Here is a 21455-nt window from a genome sequence, read left to right on the forward strand (position 1 = left end):
AACGTCCCCCGTCCCAGCGAGGAGAGCCGGTTGCCGGACATCAACGACGTACGGAGGATCCTCTCCGAGCTGGGCATCGAACGGGAGCTGCTGCGCGAGGACGCGCTCCTGCGCGCACACCTCGGACTCGACTCGGTCGACATCACGCAACTGGAGATCGAATTCTCCGAACGGCTCGGCACCCGCGTCGACCTCTGGAGTGAGCACGACCGCACCCTGCGGCAGCTCGCCGACGCCCTGGGCGGGAACGGGCCGGATCCGCGGGTGTCGGCGGACCACCGGAGCCGCGGCTGGTGGCGCCCGGACCTGCTGGACGACCTGGTCCTGGGGGCCCGCGGGCGCCGAAGCCGCCGTGAGGCGCTCGTCGGCGACGGCCGGACTCTCACCGGAGCCGAACTGGACGCCGCCGTGTCGGGCTGCGCCGCCCGGTTGGCGCGCTGCGGAACGCACCCCGGCGAGAACGTACTCGTGCAGCTCCCCAACCAGCCCCAGCTCGTCGTCCTCGTGCTCGCCCTGATCCGGCTCGGCGCACGCCCGGTCCTCGCTCCGCCGACGCTGCGCGAACACGAGCTCGTCCCCGTGCTGTCCTCGGTACGGCCGGGAGCGATGGCCGTGCCGGCCCGGCAAGGCCGTTTCGATCACCTCCGGTTCGCCGAAGGGCTCCGTGAACGCCATCCGTTCGTGCGGAACCTGCTGGTCTCCGGCGGAGTCGACCCGGCCCGCGGCCACCTGGACCTCGACGAGTTCACCACGGCCGGGGAGGTGTTCCCCGCAGCGGGCGACCACCGACGCGCCTCGGACATCGCCCTGTTCCTGCTGTCGAGCGGCACCACCGGCGCGCCCAAGCCCATTCCCCGCACGCACGAGGCGTTCGGCCACGTCATCCGTGCCTCGGCGGCGGTGTCGGCGCTGACGCCGGACTCGGTCTATCTCGCGGTCATGCCCGTGACGCACAGCTTCGCCTTCGGCCACCCCGGAATCCTCGGCGCACTCGCCCACGGAGGGAAGGTCGTCCTCGGCGCACCCGGGGATCCCGTCGGCGCGATGGCGCTGATCGAGCGGGAACGCGTGACGCACTGCGCGCTCACTCCTGCGATCGCCCGCCAGTGGCTCACCGCACGGACCGCCTCGCACGGGCCCGACCTGCCGAGCCTGGAGGTGCTTCAGGTCGGTGGGGCCCGCCTGGACGAGGAGACCGCCGGGCGGCTCGGCGACGCCTTCGGCTGCCGGATCCAGCAGGTGTACGGGATGAGCGAGGGCCTGCTGAACTTCTCCCGGCTCGACGACCCCCCGGAGGTGGTGTTCGCCACCCAGGGGCGGCCCGTCTCACCGGGGGACGAGACCCTCGTGGTGGACGGCCTGGACCGCCCCGTCGCCGACGGGGAGACGGGCGAGCTCCTGGCCCGGGGCCCCGGCGTCATCACGGCCTACCACGGCGACACGGACCCCTCTTCGTTCACCTCCGACGGCTTCTACCGCACCGGCGACCTCGTCCGCCGCCACCCCTCGGGCAACTTCGTGGTCGTCGGACGCGTCAAGGACGTGATCAACCGTGGTGGGGAGAAGATCCCGGCGGCCGAACTGGAGGCACTGGTCCAGAAGCATCCCGGCGTGCGCGCCGCCGCCGCCGTCCCGATGCCCCACCCCGTCCTGGGCGAAGCGGTCTGCCTGTACGTCGTCGACGGCGGAGAGGGCTCCCCGACGCTGCGGGAGATCCGCCGCTTCCTCGAAGACGGCGGACTGGCCCCGTTCAAACTGCCCGAGCGCGTTGTCAGGGTATCCGCACTGCCCCTGACCGGAATCGGCAAGATCGACAAGGTGCGGTTGCGTGAGGACGTCGCTGCCCGGCTGGAAGCCGAGCACGGCGGCCGCTCCCCCGCCGGGGGTCCGGTGCCGCTCCCGGACGACCACGGCATGGGAACGGGTACGTCCGGCGCGGCGTCGAGACACCCCGGAGTGCCGCGTCCGCCGGCCTCCCTCGATGTCGATGCCCGTGAGCGGTCCTGAACCGGAGGGTGTCCTGTGGGGTGGGGCGGACGAGTCGCCTGTGGCGGAGGACGGCTCCGGGAGATGAGGCCGAGCCCAGCGCCCGGGGAGCCGAGCGGCGCCGGACCGGATGCCCGGGCGCGCACCCGGGCATCCGGCCTGCGGGGTCGGATCGGCGAGGTCAGGCCGTGGGCGGCCAGGCGTTGGCCAGCAGCGTCCGGAAGTGGGCGGGGAACCACCGACCCGGCCACGGGCTCCTTCACAGGGGTCGGCACCGGCTCCGGCCGGACCGGCTCCTCCGCCACAACGCCCGCGGCCAGGGCCTCGGCCGGCTCCGCCAACGCCGCCACCCGACGCTCCAGCACTGCCCCCGCCTCCAGCGGCTCCATCACCGACGGCACCCGACACCTCCACCGAGAGGACGACACGATGTGTCATCACTGCCGTCGAGACAACCAGCTCCGTGCCTGAGCAGCAGAAATGAGACGGTCGGGTTCGGAAAGACAACAGCTTCTCAGCTTGACTCTGTCGGTGATCTTGGAGTTTCCCGGTGCGACGGCGATGTGGGTGAGAGATCGGCTGGACGGGCTGTGGCACGACGAGGATTTCGCCGGCTGGTACCCGCGTGATGGCCGTCCCGGTCTGTCGCCCGCCCGGCTGGCCACCGTCTGTGTGCTGCAGTTCCTGCTGGGTCTGTCGGACCGGCAGGCAGCAGAAGCGGTCCGTTGCCGCTTCTCTGCACTTCAACCGGAAGAGTGATGCGAGCCGGTGCGGAGGCTGGGGCCGGGCGAAAAGAAGGTGCGCTGGGCAAGGTGATGTCGGCAGGATGCCCGGCGTGACCGAGCTGCCGAGCAACGCCGTGCCGCCCCATGCCGTCCTCGATGCCTTCGGTGTGACGGGCACTCCTGTCCCGCTGGTTGGCGGGCAAGGACGAAGCGTTCTCGTCGGTGAGTTTGTGTTCAAGCCTGCTGAGGGACCTGAGGACGAGGTCGAGTGGGCTGCTTCCCTGTTCGAGAAGCTGGCCCCGGGCAGCGGCTTCCGCGTCCCGCTGCCGCTCCGGGCCGCCGACGGGCGGACCGTCGTGGACGGCTGGACGGCCAGCGAGTTCGTGACTGGTGAGCCTGGTCCGCAGGGGCACTGGGCCGGTGTCCTCAGCGCTGGCCGGGCCTTCCACGCTGCCCTGCGGCAGGTGCCCCGGCCCGACTTCCTTGATCGGCATACCCATCCGTGGGCTGTGGGCGATCGGGTCGCGTGGGGTGAGCAGGACGTCGATGTGATCGAGGACCTTGCCGCGCCGTTCTCGGCTCTGCTGGAGCTGAGGCGCCCGGTGAAGCAGGACGCGGCTCAGCTCATTCACGGCGATCTCACCGGCAATGTGCTCTTCGCTGCGGACGAAGTGCCTGCTGTGATCGACTTTTCGCCGTACTGGCGGCCTCCGCTCTTCGCGGAGGCCGTCGTGGTGGCGGATGGTCTGCTGTGGTTCGAGCTTCCGTCCGACCTGCTGACGGTTGGCAGCGATCATCCTGACTGGCAGCAGATGCTGGTTCGGGCACTGATCTTCAGGCTGGTCGCGCACAGCGAGAGCGCAGGGCCGTCGGGGCGGGCTCAGTCTGGTGAGCCGGAGCGGTATGTAAGGGCAACCGACGTTGTGGTGAAGAAGTTGGCGGTGCTTCAGGGGTAGTCCTCTCTTGGGTTTCCGGCTGAACGAGCTCGGGGGATGCCCAGGTCGACGGCGGGGCGTCGGGCCCGTCGTTGGGTTTCCTCTCGCTTGGTGCGGAGGAAGGTGAGGGTGAGGTTGATGCCTTCGACCTCACCGAGCCAGTTCTCGTCCTGGGCCCGCTGGAGGCGGGTGAGGAGATCGGTTTCGAGTTCTTCGAGACGGTCGAGCATCTTCGGGTTGATGTGGAGCATCGGGCAGCGGATGCAGGCGTGTTCGTGCTGGCAGGGGGTGCCGTAGGGGCGTCCGCAGGAGCCGAGTTCGACCTTGCGGCGGTCGAGAAGTGCTCCTCGAACTCGCCCCATTCCTGGTCCGTCGTGTCGCGGTACTCGCCCTCCGGGCGAACCTCACGGCGGTGGTGGAGAAACACGAAGGCTTCGACCGCGACGACTTCCACATCGACTTCGACCGCCGGCAGGTCACCTGCCCCCGTGGCCAGGTCGGCCAAGGCTGGCACGGTCCCTACCCGACCTCTTCGCCTACCACCGCCCCCCTGATCGTGGCGCGGTTCACCAGGAGCCAGTGCCAGCCGCGTCCGAACCACCCCCGGTGCACCAGCTCACGCGAGAGCGCCCGCAAGGCGGGCTTTCCCCCACGAGAACTCCGTGACCTCCAAGTTCGCGTTCGTACCGAGCAGCACAGAAACCCGACTGGAGGGCCCGCTACGCCGTTCGCTCCGAATGGAGGACACCATCAACGAGTTCGCTCACGGACACGGCATGCGTCACTGCCGTTACCGAGGACACCCGAAGACCCACCTGCAACACGTGCACACAGCCATCGCCGTGAACATCGAACGGCTCAGCAGCTTGCCATCCACCGAGGAAGGGCCGTCATCTCGGCCACCGACCGCCTTCCAGACCTTCCTGGACCAGCACGGCGTTCCCCGCTCGAAGTCCTGGCGAAGCCTCGGCATCTGACCCAACCACCCCAAGATCACCGACAGAGTCAAGCTGAGAGCTCGTAACGCGATCACGATCCGGTCTTCTTGAGGCGTGTGGAGCGGACGAGGTTGCAAGTCAACGAGACGAAGACGTCCCGGAGTTCGATACGTTGTTCCCAGCGGACCGCGAGGCGTTTGAACTGGTGGAGCAGGGCGAAGGTCTGCTCGGCGACTAGCGGAGCTTGCCCAGGCCCTTGATGTTCGGGGAGCCCTTGCGGGAGATCAGCGCCTGGATGCAGCGGCGTCGCAGCTCACACGCACAGCCTTCGAGTCGTACGCCTTGTCGCGGGTCGTCGGCCGGGCGCGCCCCGAAGGCGCGATGTCCTTCGGGGCGCGCGGCAGGGGTTCGGGTTCAGGCGTTGTAGCCGCCGTGGGCGTCCAGCACCGCGCCCGTGACGTACGACGCGGCGGGGCTCGCCAGGAAGGCGATCACCGCGGCGATTTCGTCGGGGTGCCCCATGCGTTGCAGAGACAGCGAGCTGACCAGGGCATTGAGGGTCTCGAGGTCCGGCGGTTGCATGCCGCCCTCCATCAGTCCGGCCTCCACGACGTTGGCCGTGATGTTCCGGGGCCCGAGGTCGCGTGCGACGCCCATGGTGTACCTCTCGATCCCGGACTTGGTCGCCGCGTAGTCGGCAAGGCCGGGGGCGCCGACCCGGGAGCCCAGTCCGGAACTCACCGTGATGATGCGGCCGCCCTCGCGCAGCACTCGGGAGGCGGCCCGGATGACGGCGATCACGCCGAGGTAGTTGGTGGCGTGCATCCGGTCCAGTGCGGCGGTGTCGGCGTCCGGGTCGTCCACCGTGCCGGCCACGGAGATCGCCGCGTTGTTGACGAGGATGTCCAGGCCGCCGAAGTGCGCGACCACGTCGTCGATCAGCGCCGGCGCCCGGCTCGTGTCTGCCTGGTCGGACTGGAAGGCGACGGCCTTGGCTCTCTTGGCGTGCATCTCGTCGACGACGGCCTGCGCCTGCTTCTCGGAGCTGACGTAGGTGAAGGCGACGTCGGCGCCCTGTTCGGCCAGCAGCCGTACGGTCGCGGCTCCCAGTCCGCGCGACCCCCCGGTGACCAGGGCGACCTTGCCCGTGAGTGGCTTGCTCATTCTTCTCACCTCGTTGATTGGCCCTTTCCAGCGGTCGTAACTTTAATTGTTACGACAGCCTGTTGCAACCTTCACTGTTACGACTGCGTTGTCGTAACATAAAGCGTTGCGGCCGAGAGGAGGGCTTCATGAGCGCCAACAGCAGGCTGACCATTGCCGCCCACGCGCTGGCCTGGATCGGTCTCTATCAGCGCCAGGGCCATGAGGTCGCCACCTCGGAGCAGATCGCGGCCAGCGCGAACACCAACCCCGTGGTGATCAGGCGGCTGCTGGGCGAGTTGCGCAGGGCCGGGCTCGTGGAGTCCCGGCGGGGCGTGGGCGCGGGCTGGTCGCTGGCACGCGAGCTGGAGTCGATGACCCTGCTCGACGTGTACGAGGCAGTGGAACCCGGCCCGCTGTTCGCGATGCACCGCACCACACCGGACCAGGGATGCGTGGTGGGTTACGGCATCCAGCCGGCGATGCAGAGCATCTACGAGGGCATCGAGGAGACCCTGAGGCACGAGCTGGCCCGCGTCACGCTCGAAAACGTACTCCGGGACGTACTCGCGGCACCTCGCTAAGGGTTGTCCCGTAAACGATCTTGGGTCGGTGTGGACGAGCCGGTCGCTGTTCGGGTCGTCCGGTCACCGAGCGTGGGAGAGGTTGTGCAGCCAGGCGATTCCGCTCATCGCGCGGTGGACGCCATCGCCCTTGAGGCGGCAGTCGCGCAGGATCTTCCAGGTCTTCATCCGGGCGAAGGCGTGCTCGACTCGAGCGCGGACCTTGCGGTGGGAGGTGTTGTGTTCTTCTTTCCAGGCGGGCAGTTCGCTCTGCCCGGGGTCGCGGCGGTGTGGGATGACGAGCCCGGTACCTCGATAGCCGCCGTCGGCGATCACTGTGGTGTTCCCGACGGCGTCCTTGGCGCCGGACAGCTCCCATGCCTTGCAGTCGTTGCGGTTGCCGGGCAGAGGTTGGCCGACCACGACGACGAGCCGGGTGTCAGCGTCGATGACGACCTGGTGATTCGTCGAGTACCTGTAGTTCTTGGACTGCTCGGCCACCGTGTGGTCGCGGGTGGGGACCAGGGTGCCGTCCACGATGAGCACGGCGTCCTTGTGGAACCGCTTACGGGGCCGGAGCGCGAGAAGAGGCCCGAGGTGGCTGACGATGCGGTTGGCCGCGGACTTCGAGACGCCGAAGAGCGGGGCGAGCTGGCGCAGTGTCAGGTTGGTACGCCAGTACGCGGCTACCAGGAGCAACCGGTCTTCCAGCGGAAGCCCCCACGGCCGGCCTCGCCGAGCGGTGTCGGCGCCTTCGCGCCGCAGCGCACGCACCACCCGGTTGAACTGGCGCGGGGCCACGCCAGTGAACGGGGCTATCCAGGACGGCTCTGAGGCCGTGATCACACCATGCACGACAGAGATCATTTACGCCCGGCACCAACTGGGGAGCAATCTCAGCCGAGGAAGTCCTTCCAGAACGGCACGGACGCCTGCGGAGCCCAGGGCGCGTCCTCATCGACCTCGCCGAACTCGCGGTCGATGTAGTCGGCCAGATCGTGGCCGTAGTAGATGATGTCGGTTCCCCACACTGACAGGACCGGATGTCCCGGAGTGTCGCAACCCGCGGGTATGAAGCGGTGCGCGTAGACGGGAACGAGCCGTGGCGCTCGTGCAAGTACTTCTCGGGCCACCTCAACGGCCTCTTCAGTGGCGGTGGGACGCACCCCCAGGGCCGGATGCCAGCTGCCATAAGCGACATCGCTCAGCACTTCTCGTACCGGCCACTCCAGCCGATGGCGCAGGTCGTCCGCATCGGCGTGCCGCCAGTCGGGCCAGGGCTGCTGCCACGTTGCGCCTTCCTCGGGAGGTGAGGCGACCGGCAGCCCTGCCGCCAGGAAGGCCCGATGCTCCGGGGAGAACTCGAACCCGTAGGTCGCCTTGATCCGGCTGAACTCTTCCTCCGTGAGCCCTGGAGCTATCTCACAGCAGTCCGCCTCCGCCAACCGCCGCGCGGCCTCCGTTCCCAACCAAGCGCCATCAGTGTCGATCACTCCGGCACCGTACACACCCTCCTCGCACGGCATCGCATCTTTTTGAGCCCTGACGCGTGCCTCCAGGTCATTGCGGGACAGCCCTTAGCCTCCCCGTTACGCCTTGACATCACCAAGATCCCCATCGATGCCCAAGCCAGTGAATAGCCTGGCAGCCAGTCACGCCAATGACGGTTGCGCCATCTCTCGCTCCAGGACCATCTTGTCGGTTCGCACTCACCGTGACCGGGTGGCCTTCTAGATCCGGTGCATGCTGGATCCCGAGCCGCTGGAACGGATCACCGCGCGGCGCGCGGAGCTGGACGAACTCGAAGAACAGCTGGCCAAGCAGCTGGCGGAGGTGCGGGCCGAGAGGGACGAGCTCGCCGTCGCAGAGCGGGTCCTTGAGCGGATGAGCGAACAGCTCGCCGACGAGCGCGCCTCTGTCGCGCCGGTGCCCGGGCAGGTGGGCGGACGTACGGTGATGCTGATCCCGCACCGCACCCCGAGCGTGGAAGAGACCACCCTTCCGCCGGACTACCAGCGCATTCTCGCCGCCGTGCGGCAGGCCGCCGGTCCGGTCAAGGCCCGGCAGGTCGGCGACGCGCTGGGAATCGACGTCAGCGTGCGGGCCAAGCTGGAGCCGCTGCGTGGGAAGCTGGCCAGACTCGTCGATCGCGGCTGGCTACGCCAACTACCCGACGGCCGGTTCACCACGCGCCTGTGACCTGAGCCTGCAGCAGCGCGGCGCGGACGTAACCGGAGTCCCCCAGCGGCCGTTGGAATTGTGTGACGAAAACCAAAAAGCACGGCGAGGATACCTGCCCGCTTGTCTACTACCAGTGCCGTCCGCCGCTGTCCTCGCGCACCGTCAACCACCTCGCGATCTGCTGCGACATCACCTGAAAGTGATCCGGTCCAGGTAGCGGATCCTGCCGCCCGGGAAGATCGCGGTGATCGTCCTGGCCGTGCTGCGCCACGATCAGCGCCTGGCCGAGCCGGCCTGGGCGAAGAATCTGAGGGACGAGGACCGGCGCGGACTGACCGCACTGTTCTGGTCCAACGTCAACCCGTACGGCGCCTTCCGTCTGGACATGGACAAGCGGCTCGACCTGGGGCTGACCGCTGCCGTGCCCCGCCCTCGCAACCCGGCGGATATCGCCGACCGATCGAGTGCGGGGACACATTGAAGGGCTTCGCTGATCTCACCGGCCCCCGGATGAACGAGGCCGTGTGGCCGGACGCTCGCCCCGGTGGCCTTCGGTTTCAAGGTGGTGTCTTGGCCGAATGACGGCCGGTGCGGTCAGGCGTCGTTGGTGTCGGTCGGTGTCGCCTCGCCGAGCATAGCGAGGGTGAGCACGTTACCGGCGATGCCCCAGCCGCCGTCGGCGACCTCTTCGACCAGAACCATGGTGTTGTTGCGGGCGCGCTCACCGTAGATTTCGACGTACAGCTCGGTGGTGCGGGTGATGATCTCCTCCTTCTGCTTCGGGGTGAGGGTCTTCTCGGGGACCTTGAAGTTCGCAAAAGGCATGGCTGGTTGTTCCCTCTCTCAGTGGGGTGTTACAGGGAGCTGCCTGCGGTGAGCAGACTGTCCAGTCCGATGCGGCGGAAGAAGTCGGCGCGGAGGCGGTCGGCGACCGCGGAGACGACTTCGCTGCCATCCCGGCTGGGGTCTATGTGGGTGCGCAGAGGCCGGGTACCGTGCTTCATCGCGACCAGTCGCGCGACGGCTTCAGCGACCTCGGTCACATCGGCGTCCGAAGGGATGAGCGCGGCCAGGCGCTTGCCCAGGTCGTCCATAAGGGGTTGGTGACGCTGGTCGTAGGCTTCCGCACGGTCGATGTCGGCGGGGTGCCTGCGTTGGCGAAGTGGTTGGTGCCGGTGGTGAACGCACCAGGCACCACGATCGCGGTGTCGATGCCGAACGGAAGCACCTCGGCGGCGTAGCTGACGGCCAGGGCGTCCATCGCGGCCTTGGCGGCGAAGTATGGGGCCAGGAAAGGGGGCAACCGCCGCGGGTGCTGGAGCTGCCGATCCACACCAGCAGCCCCGAGCCCTGCTCACGCAACTTCGGCAGGGCGGCGCGGTTGACGCGCTGGGTGCCCAGGACGTTCACGTCGTACAGGTCCGCGAACTGCTCGGCGGTGAACGCCTCGGCGGCGCCCAGGACCATGTGCCCGGCGTTGTGCACGACCACGTCGAGTCGGCTGTGCTCAGTGACGATCCGGTCGGTTGCGTCGTCGGCGGAGTCCTGGGAGGCGACGTCCAGCTCGACGGCGTGCACGTCGACCCGGTGGTCGGTGCCGTAGCGCACCAGGTCGGCCACCGCGGTCGCGTTACGGGTCGCCATCTGGCGGATGCCCGCGTACACGGTGTGACCGGCGAGGGCCAGAGCACGCACGGACAGCGCTCCGATGCCGCTGGAGGCTCCGGTGACCAGGATGGCCTTTCCGGTGTCGTCGTTCCTCATGACAGGGTCTTTCGTTGATCGATGAGGTGGCTGGGCGGGCGGTTCAGATGATTCCGCCGTTGGCGCGGACGACCTGTCCGTTGATCCAGTGGCCGGCCGGGGAGGCCAGGAACGCGACGACCTCGGCGATGTCCGACGGGGTACCGAGTCGCTCCAGCGGGGACTGGGCGGCCAGGCGGGCGATGGTCTCCTCGTCCTTGCCGTCCAGGAAGAGGTCGGTGGCCGTGGGGCCGGGCGCGACGGCGTTGGCGGTGACGTCCCGGCCCCGCAGCTCCCGGGCCAGGATCAGCGTCAGCGCCTCGACCGCACCCTTGCTGGCGGAGTACGCGCCGTAGCCCGGGAAGGCCAGCCCCACCACGGACGTGGAGAACGTCACGATCGCACCGCCGGGGCGCACCCGACGGGCGGCCTGCTGGACGACGACGAACGTGCCGCGGATGTTGGTGCGGTGCAGGTCGTCCAGGACGGCCAGGTCCAGCTCGGCGATCGGCGCCATGCGTGCCCGCCCGGCCGCGTGCACGACGACGTCGACACCGCCGAACTCTGCTTCGGCCGCGTCGAACAGGGCCGCGACGGCGTGTTCGTCGGCGACGTCGGCACGCACCGCGATCGCCCGGACGCCGCCGGTGACAGCCTCCTTCATGGCTGCTTCGGCCTCGTCCCGGTTGCCGGCGTAGCCGACCACGACGGCGTATCCGTCGGCGGCCAGCCGCCCGACGGTCCGGCGGCCGATGCCGCGCGAGCCGCCGGTGACGATCGCGACACGGGGTGAGGCGGAGGGCTGAGCCGGGGCAACGGTCCCGTCGGGGGAAGTGGGGATGGGCATTACTGACTCCTGTGGTGAATGCGGGTCGGGCCGCGGTCTCGCCGTCGCCCTGCTGCGTCATCCACGATCGACCGGTCCCCCACCCCTAGCCAGGGGTGCGTTCACCCAGGGGATGCCACCCCCTGGCTACGGCTCGGCGCGCGCGCGACCATGAAGGGGTGAACCTTCCAGAACTCGGCGCCTTCCTCAGGACACGCCGCGACCGCATCCGCCCCTCCGATGTCGGTCTCCCCCAAGGCCCGCGCCGGCGCGTCCCCGGGCTGCGCCGCGAGGAAGTCGCCCAGCTGGCAGGGCTGTCAGCCGACTACTACACCGAGCTGGAACGCGGCAGCGCGAAGAACGGTGTGCAGCCTTCGGCCCAGACCCTGGCCGCCCTCGCCCGAGCCCTGCGCCTGAACGGCGACGAGCGCGACCACCTGTTTCACCTCGCCGAACGGCCGGGCCCTCCGTCAGCGCACGGACCGTCGGCACACGTGCAGCCCGCGCTTCTCGGACTGCTGGACCGGCTGTCCAACACCCCCGCGCGCGTCATCACCGACCTGCACGAAACCCTGGTGGAAAACGACCTGGCCAGGAACCTGCTCGGCGAGTCCCCGGCACACCGCGGCCCGGCGGCGAGCTTCGTGTACCGCTGGTTCACCGACCCGCAGGCGCGCGAGAGGTACCCGCCCGAGGATCACCCGCACCACTCCCGGGTGTTCGTGGCCGACCTCCAAGCAGCGGCCGCCAAGCGCGGCCGGGACGCGGAGGTCACGAAGATGATCGCCGTGCTACGCCGCCGCAGCCAGGAGTTCGCAGCCCTCTGGGATACCCACGACGTCGCGGTGCGCCGCATAGACCACAAGAAGATCGTCCACCCCACGCTCGGCATCATCGAACTCGACTGCTACAACCTCCTCAGCGAAGACGGACGCCAACGCCTGCTGTGGTTCACCGCCCCGCCCGGAAGCCCGGGAGCCGAGCAACTGGAACTGCTGTCCGTCATAGGGACCCAGGACCTGGGTATCACGGAGGGCACGGCACCGGAGGGATTGTCCGCGGCGGAATCCGGATCGCAGCCCTGACCCGCGCCGCCGAGGGGGACCGCCTTCCCGGCAAGGCGTGGCGGTCCCTACCCCCGCAGAGATGTGTTCTCCGGTCCGGGGCTCACGATGACCCCCTTGATTCCCGTTTTCCTCACGCTCACGGGATGGTCTCCGCAGCGGCAGGTTGACCGGACGCGGCAGCGCCGGTGTTTCATAGGTGGTCGGTCATGGCGTAGCCGACGACCTCGTGGGTGGCCAGGTTCGGTCGGCAGGCGAGGGAGAACCGACCTCTGCGGTGGGCAGATAGGCGATGTCGCAGATCAGCTCGGTCCCGAGGCGCTCGGCATGGAGGTCGCGGCCGATCAGGTCCGGGGCGGGTTTGGTCGTCGTACAGGCGGGCCAGCGAACACCGCCTGCGCCGGGTGACGCCGCGCTCACGCATCGCGCGGGCGACGTGTTTACGGTTCACCCGCCGGTACCAGCCGTGCAGAGACTCGAAGCTGATGCCGGGCTCTCGGGCAACAGCGGTGACCGTCTTGCCCGAGGAATCGGCGAGTGCGATCGCGGCCCGCTTGAACTCCTCGGTGTACCGCTTCGTGTACTTGTTTCCCACCTGGTGCTACTTCCTCTGGAACCTCCAGATCTCAGTTTCCAGGTGTCTACGATCAAGAGGGAGCTCCATGTCACACCTGGTCCCTAGAGTCCTCCCATGGCACAACCAACCTTCTCCGGTGTGCCCGCCGATGACACACAGACGACAACACAGCAGCGCGAACAAGGCAGTTAAAGGTGCTTCTGGAAACCGCGAATCCCGCCGAGGCGGGTGAGGCGGTCAGGGAGCTCATGCTGCTGGCAGCGTCCGGCGGCAACGCGGCGTTGGAGCTGGCCGTGCGGTACAGCGGCATGTCCGACTGCTCCACCGAGGAACTGCTCCGGTTGTGGGCGATCGCCGACGGAGATCCGTTCGGTTTCTGCGAGAACTTGGATGCCCCGGCGTACCGCGCGCGCAAGGCCGTCAGGAAACCGGTTTCCCTGTCCGCGCCGGGTGAGGGCGGGCATGTCCTGAAACTAGCTGCCCGGTTCACCCCTCTGGACCCGTACGCGTCCAAGTTCCTCATCCGTCTGTGGAGGACGGACCGTGACCCGGACAGTTTCGCCGAGCACCTGCCGGCTCCGGCGTTCCGCCAGGAGGGCAGGACGGAGCTGAGGCTGCCGTACACCTCTTCCCTACACGGTCTGCGGCATCTCACGATGCTCGAGAAGCTCGACTTCTACCTGTGTGACGGGCTCACCGACCTCACCGAGGTCGGTGAACTCACCGGTCTCACGGACCTTGGTCTTGGTGGCTGCACGAGCGTGGAGGACCTTATCCCGATCGGCCGTCTTTCCTGGCCCACCCGCCTCGACCTGAGCCGGTGCGGCGCCGTCGAGGATTTCGAGCCCTTGCTGAACCTCAGTGGTCTGCGTCAGCTGAGGTTGAGTTGGACCAAGGTGCGCTCCCTCCGTATGTTCGGCGGGACGCTCGGCGCTCTGGAATCCCTGAATCTCCGCTCCTGCGGGTCTCTCACGGACCTGGAGGGACTCGCCGGGCTGCCGAACCTCGCCCACCTCTCGACTACGACTGCGACATCGCCGGGGACGTCCGCAACGTCCCTGGCGACAAGGCAGACAACATGCTGGCCGCGTACAACGCCGGCCCGCACACGGTGAAGAAACACCAGGGGATCCCCCGTATCCGGAGACCCAGAACTACGTCAAAACCATCCGTCGTCTCGCCGAGAAGTGGACCGACGTCCTGCAGCGGAGCGGCCCGGTCCCTGCCGGCAGCGGACGTACCGGTCAGGTGGTGGCTGCGGCCCAAACGGCCCTGGGCACCGACTACCAGTGGGGCGGCAACTGCCGCAGGCCCTTCAGCCTGACGAAGAACGACGGATGCGACTGCTCGAGCCTTGTGAAGATGGCCTGGGCCAGCGTCGGCGTGAACCTCCCCCGCACCACATATGATCAGGTCAAAGGGGGCACGAAGATACGCTCCACCGCCGATTTGCGGGCCGGTGACCTGATCTTCAGCCGTGGCAGTGCCGACCGCCCCGAGCACGTCGCCATGTTCGTCGGCAACGGACAGGTCATCGACGCTCCCCGGACAGGGCTCAAGGTGCGGATCAAGCCGCTTTCATACTGGAAGTCACAGATCCTCGTCATGAAGCGTGTGGGCTGATGCCTGCCTTGTCCCCGGAGTTCCTGCCCCCCGAGCAGGAGTGGCGCGACTTCGCGACTTCCAGCAGCACTTCGAACTGCGCAAGGTCTCCCTGGGCACCCGCACCCGCCCCTACGGAACCCCCTGCAAACACGAGCACACCCGCATCCGCTGCCCCGTCCTCCTGATCGACCCACGCCAGCGAGGCCAGCTCACCGAGACCACCCAGAGCCTCCGCAACCGTATCCGCGAAGCCCGTGGCAACAGCTGGCTCGGCGAAGTCGAAGGACTCCGGATCAGCCTCAATACCGCCAACGCCAAATCGCACAGCCTCAAGCGCACCCCTACCGACGGCCGGTCACGGCTGGTCGACCTCGGCATGCCTGTCTTCACCGACTCATCAGCCCAACGCACACCACCAGAACCTTCGGATGCACCCGATAACGCTTGATACAGCCGCGGGTACCAGCCCCTCCCCCGTCGTCATCCGTTGACGAAGGAGTGGCTGCGGCCGATCTCGGCGAACCCACGGCGGACGTACCATTCGCGCGGCCAGTCGGTCTCGTCTGCGATGAGGAAGACCTGCGGGATCCCGGCAGCGCCAGCCAGTGCCAGGCCGGTGGCGAGCAGGGTGTCGCCGTGGCCCTGCCCACGGTGCGGCGTGGCGGTGACCAGGTCCTCCAGTTGGGCCAGCCCGGTGGCCCGGTCGAGGTAGAGGTCGGTCCAAGCCGCGATCTCCCCCTCCGGTGTCCAGGTGGCGAGGAAAAGCACCTCTTCTGCGCCACGCAGGCGGGCGGCGCGGCGCTCTGTGAGCTGCCGGGCGAGTTCCTCGTCCGGGGCCCAGGCCAGCTGCTGTCGGAACACCGCCGCCCGCAGTTTGGCCAGTTCGACCGGGTGTGCGGCAGTGTCGGGCAGTGCACAGCCAGTCGTTTCCCGGGCCAGTACCAGTTCGGTGTCCCGACGGTAGCCGGCTGCCGCCAGCACCGAGGTGGCCTCCTCGCCGAGCGCCTCATCCAGCACAGTGATCCGGTACTGCTGGCGCGGCCCAAGGCCTTGCGCGGCCAGCTCAGGCAGCGCCGCCGGATCAGCGTCCGGTGCGTCGACGATCAGTTGGTTGTGTTCTTGAGAAAGGAAGAAGTGCGGGTCACGGACAGCGAAGGCGCCGGGCAGCTCGACAGTCTCGACGGCTTGGCGCCGGGCGAAGGCGGCGCGGAAGGCTGTCACGCGTTCAAGGAGATCCGACACTTCGTCATGATCGACCACTGCTACTGCCGTGGGCAACAGCTTTCTTTTACTGCTGGGCTCTCTTGGTCAGGGAAAGCTCGGTCGCGCTGGCCGGGCAGCGGGCCAAGGCCGACAAGGCCGAGCGGCTCGCCCGGAGGGAGGAGGTGGTCGAGACCGCTCGGGCGGCCCAGGCCTGTAAGGCGGCTGCCGAAGCCGGGCGGGGCGGGACACGAGCCGCTTCTCAGAGGCGGTCGTTCAGACAGTCCTGGAGGTGTTCGATCAGGTCGTCGGCCGCACCGAGGTCCTCGCTCTTATCGGTGACCAGGGTGTGCCCACCGTGCTCCAGCCGGTACTCGAAGCGGTCCCGGGCCCTGTCGGAGACGACGCGGTCGGGGAGCTCATCGAAGTCCACCTCGTCCAGAAGGGAGTCGAGGGTGCCCCGCTCGGCGTCGGACAGTGCCCGGGCCGAGCGGGTGCCCTTGCGGCTGGTGATGCGGACCTCGCCGTCGGAGGCGACGTCGATGCCGCGCTGGACTCCGGCGATACCGCCGCTGACGGTGAGGCTCACCCTGTCGGACGAGCCGAGCGGGTCGAGGCCGCACCCGGCGAGTGCCAGGACCGCGATGGGGAGGGCGAGGACCCGCCATGAGCCTGTCCTCACGCTTCCCTCCCCATCGGCCGGTCGCACACAGCTTACTGACGGATCAACAACGGGTCATGCGGTGGACCATCCCCGCCTGCGCGGGGCCGACACACGTTCACGCCGTGGCGGCGGTGCTTGTGGGAGAAGTCGGCCCGGCTGTCGCCGACCCGGTCGCACTCGGCGAGCGTTCCGTCGAGCAGGACATGGTCGGGATCGGTCTCTCGCAGGACCCGCAGCAGCCCTGGTGCCCGGCGGGCGAGGTGGCCGACGACGGCGGTGACGTAGGCGTGGGCGGTGCCGACGGATATGCCGAAGCCGGCGGCGATCTGCGTGAGCGGGTCGTGTCGGCGGAGGTAGATCAGGGCGACGAGAGCACGCTGGTGCGGCGGGAGCTTGCAGCGGCGGTCACCCTCACGGGTGACGATGAGCATGGTTACCCACTCGAGCAGCGCGTGAGGCAGGTCGAGTGAGGCAGGATAGGGAACCAACAGGGCTCTTGGACCGGCAGGTTGAGACGTCGAACACCTCACCCAACGGCACGGGAGCCTTGTGCGTTGCGGCCGGCCCGCTCGTCACCCACACGGGGCCCAGACTGAAAGAGCTCAGTGACTACTTGGGGCTTCGAGATGCCGAGGTGGTTCCCCAGTTCACGGAGACAGGACTGGAAAGTTGACCTTGGCCCAAAGAGCACGGATAGAGGCGGTCCTGCCGTCGACGGGATTGTCGTCGGTGCTCCATATCTTGGCCTGGGTGGTGGAGTTGTTGACCGATGGCCAGCCCGGGTTCCCGGTGGCAGCGAAATCAGCCCACGCGCGCACCATGCGGCGTGCCAGTCCATGGTCTGCGGATGTGGGTGCGCCGCCGATGAGGAAGGCCAGGCAGTCGGTGTCGATGTTGCCGAAGGCGAAGGGGATATCCGCACAGTGCCAGGCCCGCACGACCCCGTTCGGGCCGGTGCGCCGACGATCGAAGCGCGACAGGAACGCCCGGCCGCCGGCTTGGGCGTGAAGCTCGGCGAGTCGGTTGCTGTACTCACCGAACAGTAGATCCCCGAAGACGGCGAGGTAGATGTCGAGCACTGGGGCGTGGGGCATCGCAGCGCGATAGCCGGCCACCAGGCCGTCAGGGAGGCTGAAGTCTTCGGCGAAAAGTGCCAGCTGTTCATCGGTGGTGATCTTCGCGCTGCTGCCGACGGCGTCGAGCAGCCAGTATTCCTCCGTGGTGTGGCAGACCAACAGGTCCACTCCCCGGGTCGCACCGGCGGCCATCCCCGTGAGGGGGTCGGTGGACAGGACGTCGCCGTCGAGGACGGGAGCGTAGAGCGAGGGGTCGTAGTGGCGGGATCCGGAGGCGGGATCCCGCCGGTAGTCGTCAACCACCTGGTCGGATGCGGTGACCAGGGACTGCGAAGTCGCAGATGTCAGGCCCTCGGGTGTGGCGGGGCAGCCCGCCGCGGCAGCGATCTCGCGGGTGGTTGCCGCAGCGATTTCGCGCGTGTAGCAGGGACTGGCGGCGCTGTGGGCAATCGCGCGGTGGAACAAGCCGCGGGCGCGGTCCATCACCATCAGGCAGGCGACCGAAGCGGCCCCGGAGGACTGGCCGGCGACCGTGACGTTGCCAGGATCGCCACCGAAGGCGGCGATGTTCTCACGGACCCAGCGCAGAGCTGCAACTTGGTCGAGCAGGCCCCTGTTGTCCGGGTAGGCGGTTGCTTCGGCGGCGGGGATGTGGCCGAAGCCTTCAAAACCGAGCCGGTAGTTGAGGGTGACCACGACCAGACCGGCGCGGGCCAGCGCGGTGCCGTCGAAGTCGGGCTGAGCTGAGGAACCGAAGGTGTAAGCACCGCCATGGATCCAGACCAGGACGGGCAGAAGGCCGCCCTCGGGGGCCGGGGTCCATATGTTGAGGGTGAGGATGTCCTCGTCGTCGGGCGACCACACCGGTGCGCCGGGCAACTGCGCCGACTGCGGGGCGACCGGTCCGAAGGCCGTGCAGTCCCGCACTTCGGTCCACGCCGGTGCCGGGAACGGTTCCCGGAACCGGTTGGCGCCGAACGGCGGGGCGGCATAGGGGACACCAAGGACGGCGACGACTTCGGCAGAGGCCCGAAAACCTTGGACTTGACCGTTCTTCGTCTTGAAGGTGCCCATGGGAAGACTGCCTCTCATTACGCGCCAGATTGCCGGGAGGAGGAGACTTCAGCTTTGCATCGCGTGGCACCCCAGGACCAACACCAAGATCATTAAGACTGACGCACCAGTGATGTCAATCCCCCGCTGCTACCAGTCCGCGCCTGTCGGCAAACGAACCTTTGCCGACAAGATCCTGCGGCTGATCGGGGCAGCTACGTCACGTGACTGAAAGGCATTGAGCAAGCGCTCCCCGAGTCGAGGAGATCCGGGATCATGAAGCATGCTCCCGGATAACTGGCACCTCACCCAAAACGTTGACGACTTCCTCGCCCGGGCCGGGGACTTCCTGCGCTCGCGCCCCGCCCTACACAACACGCCGCTGACGGACATCGAGAAACTGCGGATACGCAGGCCGGACGCACACGGCCCCGTCACCGCCGTCTTCGGCCGACTGGAGGCCGGAGGCGAGGTCCACGCGGTCTTCTATCTCACTTCGCGCGGCCGCCTGGGCCTCACTCCCCTCCCTGTCGAGCAGACCGACGCCCTCGCCGCCCATCTGGCTGTCCTCGGCCACTCGCCCGCCAACGTCATCGCGGACCACGACACCGCCACCGCATTCGCCGACTCCTGGCAGCGGCACACGGGCGCGGCGCCAGCACTCTTCTGGCGGACGCATCTCTACCGTCTCGGCACACTCACCCCGCCGCAGCCGCACCCGGAGGGCCGGGGCCGTCTCACGGACGGGACAGACCGCGAACACGTCGTGCGCTGGTGCCGTGAGTTCTGCGTCGACATCGGGGAGCAGTCCTCCATCGACTTGATCGACGCTGGCTCCTGGGACGACTCACGCTTCGGTGACCGGCATTTCACCTTCTGGGAGGCCCCGGACGGCACCCCCGTCTCGATGGCAGCCGCGACCTCGGTCATTGGCGGCATGGTCCGGATCGACCCCATCTACACCCCGGCCCACCTCCGGGGCCGCGGCTACGCGGGCGCCGTGACGGTCGAGGCGAGCCGGGCAGCGCTGGCCGCGGGCGCGGCGGACGTCGTCCTGTTCACGGACCCGGACAACCCCACCAGCAACGCCCTCTACCAGCGCATTGGGTATGTCCATGTCGCCGACTTCGCCGGGTACAAGTTCTCCTGAAGCGCACCACAAGCCGGGTGAGGGCGTGATCGGCGCAAACGCACCTGTCACGTACCGGCTGTGACCGCCGCGAAGCGGCTGACGAAAGCGGTGGCGGGCACTCTGATCAGCCTTCGGGTCGGTGACGCTCAGTCCTGCTCGCCGTCGTCGTCCTCGTCATCGGTGTGCGGGTTACGCAGCTGCCGCAGGCCCGGCGCGGCCGGCCGGGTGAAGGCGTAGCGGCCGAGGAAGTTGATGTGGTCGTACTGGAGCGGGGAGAGCCGGGCGAGCAGTTCGTCGGTGACGGGGAAGCATCAGCGGCCAGCTGCTTGACGGCGGCGTCGATGTAAAGGCTGTTGAACAGGACCACGGAGTTGAGGGCCAGTCCGAGGGCGCCGAGCTGGTCCTCCATGCCCTCGCGGTAATGCTGGTGCAGTTCGCCGCGCTGTCCGAAGAAGATCTTCCGGGCGAGGCGGTGGCGAGCCTCGGTGACGTTGAGCTGGGCGCCGATCATGCGACGGTATCCCTCGTCGGAGACGAACTGGAGAAGGTGCAGGGTCTTGAAGATCCGTCCGTAGTGGGCGAACGCATCGCCCAGTCCGGTCGGTTTGCCGTCGCGGGAGAGCATGCGGATCAGGTCGTGGGTGCGGCCCGGCATCGCGCGGGAAAACCACAACGGTGTGCCGTCCGGGCGGGCGATGACGTGCACGTTCATCCCATGCCGGCGGTGTTTCATCGAGTAGTACGGCTCGTCCGCGCGGATCCGGTCGATGGGGATCAGGGAGCCGTCGACGATGACGTGGTCGCCCTCACCGAGACCGGTAAGGGCTTCATGAAGGCCGGGCGCTCAGGAAGCCAGAACCTCCAAGACCTCGTTCACGTGCCGCCAGGCAGTGGCCTGCGATATCCCGAAACTGGCTCCGAGTTGCGAGAACGTCTCGTTCTTGCGTAGATGGACCAGCGTAAGCAGCGCTTGGTCAAAGCAGCCGAGTTTGCGCCAGCGGATGTTGCGAGTTTGGCGGTGCTCGTACAGCGGCCAGGCAACATGTTCGACGAGCTCATGCGGGACATCGAGCGTGGCAGGATACGGAACCAACAGGGCCCCTTCGGTCGCTGGTGTGCTGAGTGGAATCACCACGCCAACGACGAGGGGCTCTGCCTCGTCACCACGCCCGCTGACCAGCCCATCTCACCCGCCAGCACAGGATGAAAAGGGTTCAGTGAGGTTCTTCAGCGGTGCTGCTCCAGGGTGAGGACGGCTTGAACGATTGACGTGAGCCGGTTGGGGCTGCAGCGGGCGTGACGGAAGATCCGCCAGTTCTTCAGGCGGGCGAAGGCACGCTCGACCGGACTGCGCAGGCGGGCGTGTGCGCGGTTGACGGATTTCTGGTGCACGGTGAGGTCGCGTCCGCAGTGCCGTTTGAACGGGGTACAGAAGGCGCCGCCGGCTCCTTCGTACGCCTTGTCCGCCAGGGCCGGGATCCGCAAGCGCTCACACACGGTGACGATGTGGTGGGTACGGGCGGCGGTGGTGTCCGCCGTGCGGCCCGGTAGCGCCGGTGAGTACCAGATCAGCTCGCCGGCCGGGTCGGTGACGGTCTGGATGTTCACGCCGTGCCGCCGGGCCTTGCCGGAGTGGTCGCCGTCGCCGTCGCCGGCCCGGTCGCACTCGGCGATGGTGCCGCCCACCAGCACGTACTCCGGCCTGGCCGCCGCAGGGCGCGGGTAAGGGAGGGAGCCTTCGCCGCCAGCAGCGCGGTCACGCTGTGTACGTAGGCGCGGGCGGTGGCTTCGCTGATCTGGAAGCCTGTGGCGACCTTGGCGAGAGTGGTGTGCTCGCGCAGATAGACCAGGGCGACCATGGCCCGCTGGGAGGGGCGAAGCTTGCAGCGGCGCTCACCCTCTCGGGTGACGATGAGCATCGTGACCCACTTCACCAGTGCGTGCGGCAGGTCCAGTGCGGCAGGATAGGTCACCAACGAGGCCCCCAAATTGCTCGGTTGAGACGTCAGACACCTCGACCAACCGCCCGGGGGCCTCGCCCGTC

At 68.2% G+C, this 21455-nt stretch carries 24 protein-coding genes and 5 pseudogenes; 13 read left to right on the top strand and 16 right to left on the bottom strand.

The genetic code is table 11. The annotated features are described in order from the left end of the window. Positions 1-30: 30 nt before the first annotated feature. From QC029_RS09885 to QC029_RS09895, 3 genes are all read left to right on the top strand, one after another. Positions 31-2007 (top strand): AMP-binding protein, encoded by a 1977-nt coding sequence (locus tag QC029_RS09885; RefSeq protein ID WP_279555154.1) that lies wholly within the window; start codon positions 31-33, stop codon positions 2005-2007. A 498-nt stretch (positions 2008-2505) separates the two neighbouring features. Beyond that, on the top strand, positions 2506-2745 hold the full coding sequence (locus QC029_RS09890; RefSeq protein WP_279555155.1) for a transposase: 240 nt from the start codon (positions 2506-2508) through the stop codon (positions 2743-2745). A gap of 76 nt (positions 2746-2821) precedes the next feature. Next, a complete protein-coding gene (locus QC029_RS09895; RefSeq protein ID WP_279555156.1) occupies positions 2822-3667 on the top strand; it encodes an aminoglycoside phosphotransferase in 846 nt (281 codons plus the stop codon). On the opposite strand, the gene QC029_RS09900 is transcribed toward QC029_RS09895, so the two are convergent. Further along, on the bottom strand, positions 3658-4008 hold the full coding sequence (locus QC029_RS09900) for a hypothetical protein (RefSeq protein ID WP_279555157.1): 351 nt from the start codon (positions 4006-4008) through the stop codon (positions 3658-3660). The genes QC029_RS09895 and QC029_RS09900 overlap by 10 nt on opposite strands. A 375-nt stretch (positions 4009-4383) precedes the next feature. Here QC029_RS09900 and QC029_RS09905 point away from each other — a divergent pair, with 375 nt between their 5' ends. Further along, positions 4384-4623, top strand: coding sequence for a transposase (locus QC029_RS09905; RefSeq protein WP_279555158.1), 240 nt, complete (start codon positions 4384-4386; stop codon positions 4621-4623). 375 nt (positions 4624-4998) lie between these two features. Here the strand turns inward: QC029_RS09905 and QC029_RS09910 are convergent, their stop codons facing one another. Then, complete coding sequence (locus QC029_RS09910; RefSeq protein ID WP_279555159.1) at positions 4999-5748, bottom strand: SDR family NAD(P)-dependent oxidoreductase; 750 nt, start codon at positions 5746-5748, stop codon at positions 4999-5001. A gap of 128 nt (positions 5749-5876) precedes the next feature. Between QC029_RS09910 and QC029_RS09915 the strand changes: the two genes are divergently transcribed. Beyond that, a complete protein-coding gene (locus QC029_RS09915) occupies positions 5877-6311 on the top strand; it encodes an Rrf2 family transcriptional regulator (RefSeq protein WP_279555160.1) in 435 nt (144 codons plus the stop codon). A 63-nt stretch (positions 6312-6374) separates the two neighbouring features. Here the strand turns inward: QC029_RS09915 and QC029_RS09920 are convergent, their stop codons facing one another. Next, positions 6375-7145 carry a transposase gene (locus QC029_RS09920; RefSeq protein WP_279555203.1) on the bottom strand — a complete coding sequence of 257 codons (771 nt, stop codon included), beginning with the start codon at positions 7143-7145 and terminating at the stop codon, positions 6375-6377. Positions 7146-7186: 41 nt separating this feature from the next. After that, positions 7187-7783 (bottom strand): hypothetical protein, encoded by a 597-nt coding sequence (locus QC029_RS09925; RefSeq protein WP_279555161.1) that lies wholly within the window; start codon positions 7781-7783, stop codon positions 7187-7189. A 250-nt stretch (positions 7784-8033) separates the two neighbouring features. Between QC029_RS09925 and QC029_RS09930 the strand changes: the two genes are divergently transcribed. Both QC029_RS09930 and QC029_RS09935 read left to right on the top strand, forming a co-directional pair. Further along, the gene (locus QC029_RS09930; protein WP_279555162.1) at positions 8034-8489 is read left to right on the top strand and encodes a hypothetical protein; all 456 of its coding nucleotides are present in this window, start codon (positions 8034-8036) and stop codon (positions 8487-8489) included. A gap of 226 nt (positions 8490-8715) precedes the next feature. Beyond that, positions 8716-8952, top strand: a complete 237-nt coding sequence (locus QC029_RS09935; RefSeq protein ID WP_279555163.1) for a hypothetical protein — start codon at positions 8716-8718, stop codon at positions 8950-8952. Positions 8953-9065: 113 nt separating this feature from the next. Here the strand turns inward: QC029_RS09935 and QC029_RS09940 are convergent, their stop codons facing one another. Together QC029_RS09940 and QC029_RS09945 are read right to left on the bottom strand one after the other, a co-directional pair. Further along, positions 9066-9296, bottom strand: a complete 231-nt coding sequence (locus QC029_RS09940; protein WP_279555164.1) for a 4-oxalocrotonate tautomerase family protein — start codon at positions 9294-9296, stop codon at positions 9066-9068. Between the two features lie 29 nt (positions 9297-9325). Next, positions 9326-9565 (bottom strand): hypothetical protein, encoded by a 240-nt coding sequence (locus QC029_RS09945; protein WP_279555206.1) that lies wholly within the window; start codon positions 9563-9565, stop codon positions 9326-9328. 9 nt (positions 9566-9574) lie between these two features. Between QC029_RS09945 and QC029_RS09950 the strand changes: the two genes are divergently transcribed. Beyond that, entirely contained in the window at positions 9575-9712 is a 138-nt protein-coding gene (locus tag QC029_RS09950) for a hypothetical protein (protein WP_279555208.1), read from the top strand. A 112-nt stretch (positions 9713-9824) separates the two neighbouring features. Here the strand turns inward: QC029_RS09950 and QC029_RS09955 are convergent. Together QC029_RS09955 and QC029_RS09960 are read right to left on the bottom strand one after the other, a co-directional pair. Beyond that, positions 9825-10235: pseudogene (locus QC029_RS09955) on the bottom strand (SDR family NAD(P)-dependent oxidoreductase); the annotation flags it as partial. Positions 10236-10278: 43 nt separating this feature from the next. After that, positions 10279-11061 (bottom strand): SDR family oxidoreductase, encoded by a 783-nt coding sequence (locus tag QC029_RS09960; protein ID WP_279555165.1) that lies wholly within the window; start codon positions 11059-11061, stop codon positions 10279-10281. Positions 11062-11219: 158 nt separating this feature from the next. On the opposite strand from QC029_RS09960, the gene QC029_RS09965 reads away from it, so the two are divergent. After that, a complete protein-coding gene (locus QC029_RS09965) occupies positions 11220-12125 on the top strand; it encodes a helix-turn-helix transcriptional regulator (protein ID WP_279555166.1) in 906 nt (301 codons plus the stop codon). Between the two features lie 172 nt (positions 12126-12297). On the opposite strand, the gene QC029_RS31180 is transcribed toward QC029_RS09965, so the two are convergent. Next, complete coding sequence (locus QC029_RS31180; protein ID WP_369281317.1) at positions 12298-12699, bottom strand: transposase; 402 nt, start codon at positions 12697-12699, stop codon at positions 12298-12300. 176 nt (positions 12700-12875) lie between these two features. Between QC029_RS31180 and QC029_RS09970 the strand changes: the two genes are divergently transcribed. From QC029_RS09970 to QC029_RS09980, 3 genes are all read left to right on the top strand, one after another. Continuing rightward, positions 12876-13796, top strand: coding sequence for a leucine-rich repeat domain-containing protein (locus QC029_RS09970; RefSeq protein ID WP_279555167.1), 921 nt, complete (start codon positions 12876-12878; stop codon positions 13794-13796). 136 nt (positions 13797-13932) lie between these two features. Next, a complete protein-coding gene (locus QC029_RS09975) occupies positions 13933-14304 on the top strand; it encodes a C40 family peptidase (RefSeq protein ID WP_279555168.1) in 372 nt (123 codons plus the stop codon). Between the two features lie 40 nt (positions 14305-14344). Further along, complete coding sequence (locus tag QC029_RS09980) at positions 14345-14734, top strand: hypothetical protein (RefSeq protein ID WP_279555169.1); 390 nt, start codon at positions 14345-14347, stop codon at positions 14732-14734. Between the two features lie 32 nt (positions 14735-14766). On the opposite strand, the gene QC029_RS09985 is transcribed toward QC029_RS09980, so the two are convergent. The 4 genes and pseudogenes from QC029_RS09985 to QC029_RS10000 all read right to left on the bottom strand — a co-directional run bounded on the left by QC029_RS09985 (position 14767) and on the right by QC029_RS10000 (position 18300). Beyond that, positions 14767-15546: a GNAT family N-acetyltransferase gene (locus QC029_RS09985; protein WP_279555170.1), complete on the bottom strand. Its 780-nt coding sequence runs from the start codon at positions 15544-15546 to the stop codon at positions 14767-14769. A gap of 202 nt (positions 15547-15748) precedes the next feature. Next, positions 15749-16168 carry a hypothetical protein gene (locus tag QC029_RS09990; RefSeq protein WP_279555171.1) on the bottom strand — a complete coding sequence of 140 codons (420 nt, stop codon included), beginning with the start codon at positions 16166-16168 and terminating at the stop codon, positions 15749-15751. 92 nt (positions 16169-16260) lie between these two features. Next, positions 16261-16638 (bottom strand): annotated as a pseudogene (locus tag QC029_RS09995) (transposase family protein); the annotation flags it as partial. Between the two features lie 159 nt (positions 16639-16797). Beyond that, positions 16798-18300: a carboxylesterase family protein gene (locus tag QC029_RS10000; RefSeq protein WP_279555172.1), complete on the bottom strand. Its 1503-nt coding sequence runs from the start codon at positions 18298-18300 to the stop codon at positions 16798-16800. Positions 18301-18562: 262 nt separating this feature from the next. On the opposite strand from QC029_RS10000, the gene QC029_RS10005 reads away from it, so the two are divergent. Then, entirely contained in the window at positions 18563-19429 is an 867-nt protein-coding gene (locus tag QC029_RS10005) for a GNAT family N-acetyltransferase (RefSeq protein WP_279555173.1), read from the top strand. A gap of 128 nt (positions 19430-19557) precedes the next feature. On the opposite strand, the pseudogene QC029_RS10010 reads toward QC029_RS10005, so the two are convergent. The 3 pseudogenes from QC029_RS10010 to QC029_RS10020 form a co-directional block, all read right to left on the bottom strand. Further along, positions 19558-20057 (bottom strand): annotated as a pseudogene (locus QC029_RS10010) (Tn3 family transposase); the annotation flags it as partial. After that, positions 20043-20546, bottom strand: a pseudogene (locus tag QC029_RS10015) (transposase family protein); the annotation flags it as partial. The pseudogenes QC029_RS10010 and QC029_RS10015, both read right to left, overlap by 15 nt. Positions 20547-20638: 92 nt before the next feature. Beyond that, positions 20639-21387: pseudogene (locus tag QC029_RS10020) on the bottom strand (transposase family protein). Positions 21388-21455 lie beyond the last annotated feature (68 nt).

The organism is Streptomyces sp. DH37 (assembly GCF_029813835.1).
Lineage (GTDB): Bacteria > Actinomycetota > Actinomycetes > Streptomycetales > Streptomycetaceae > Streptomyces.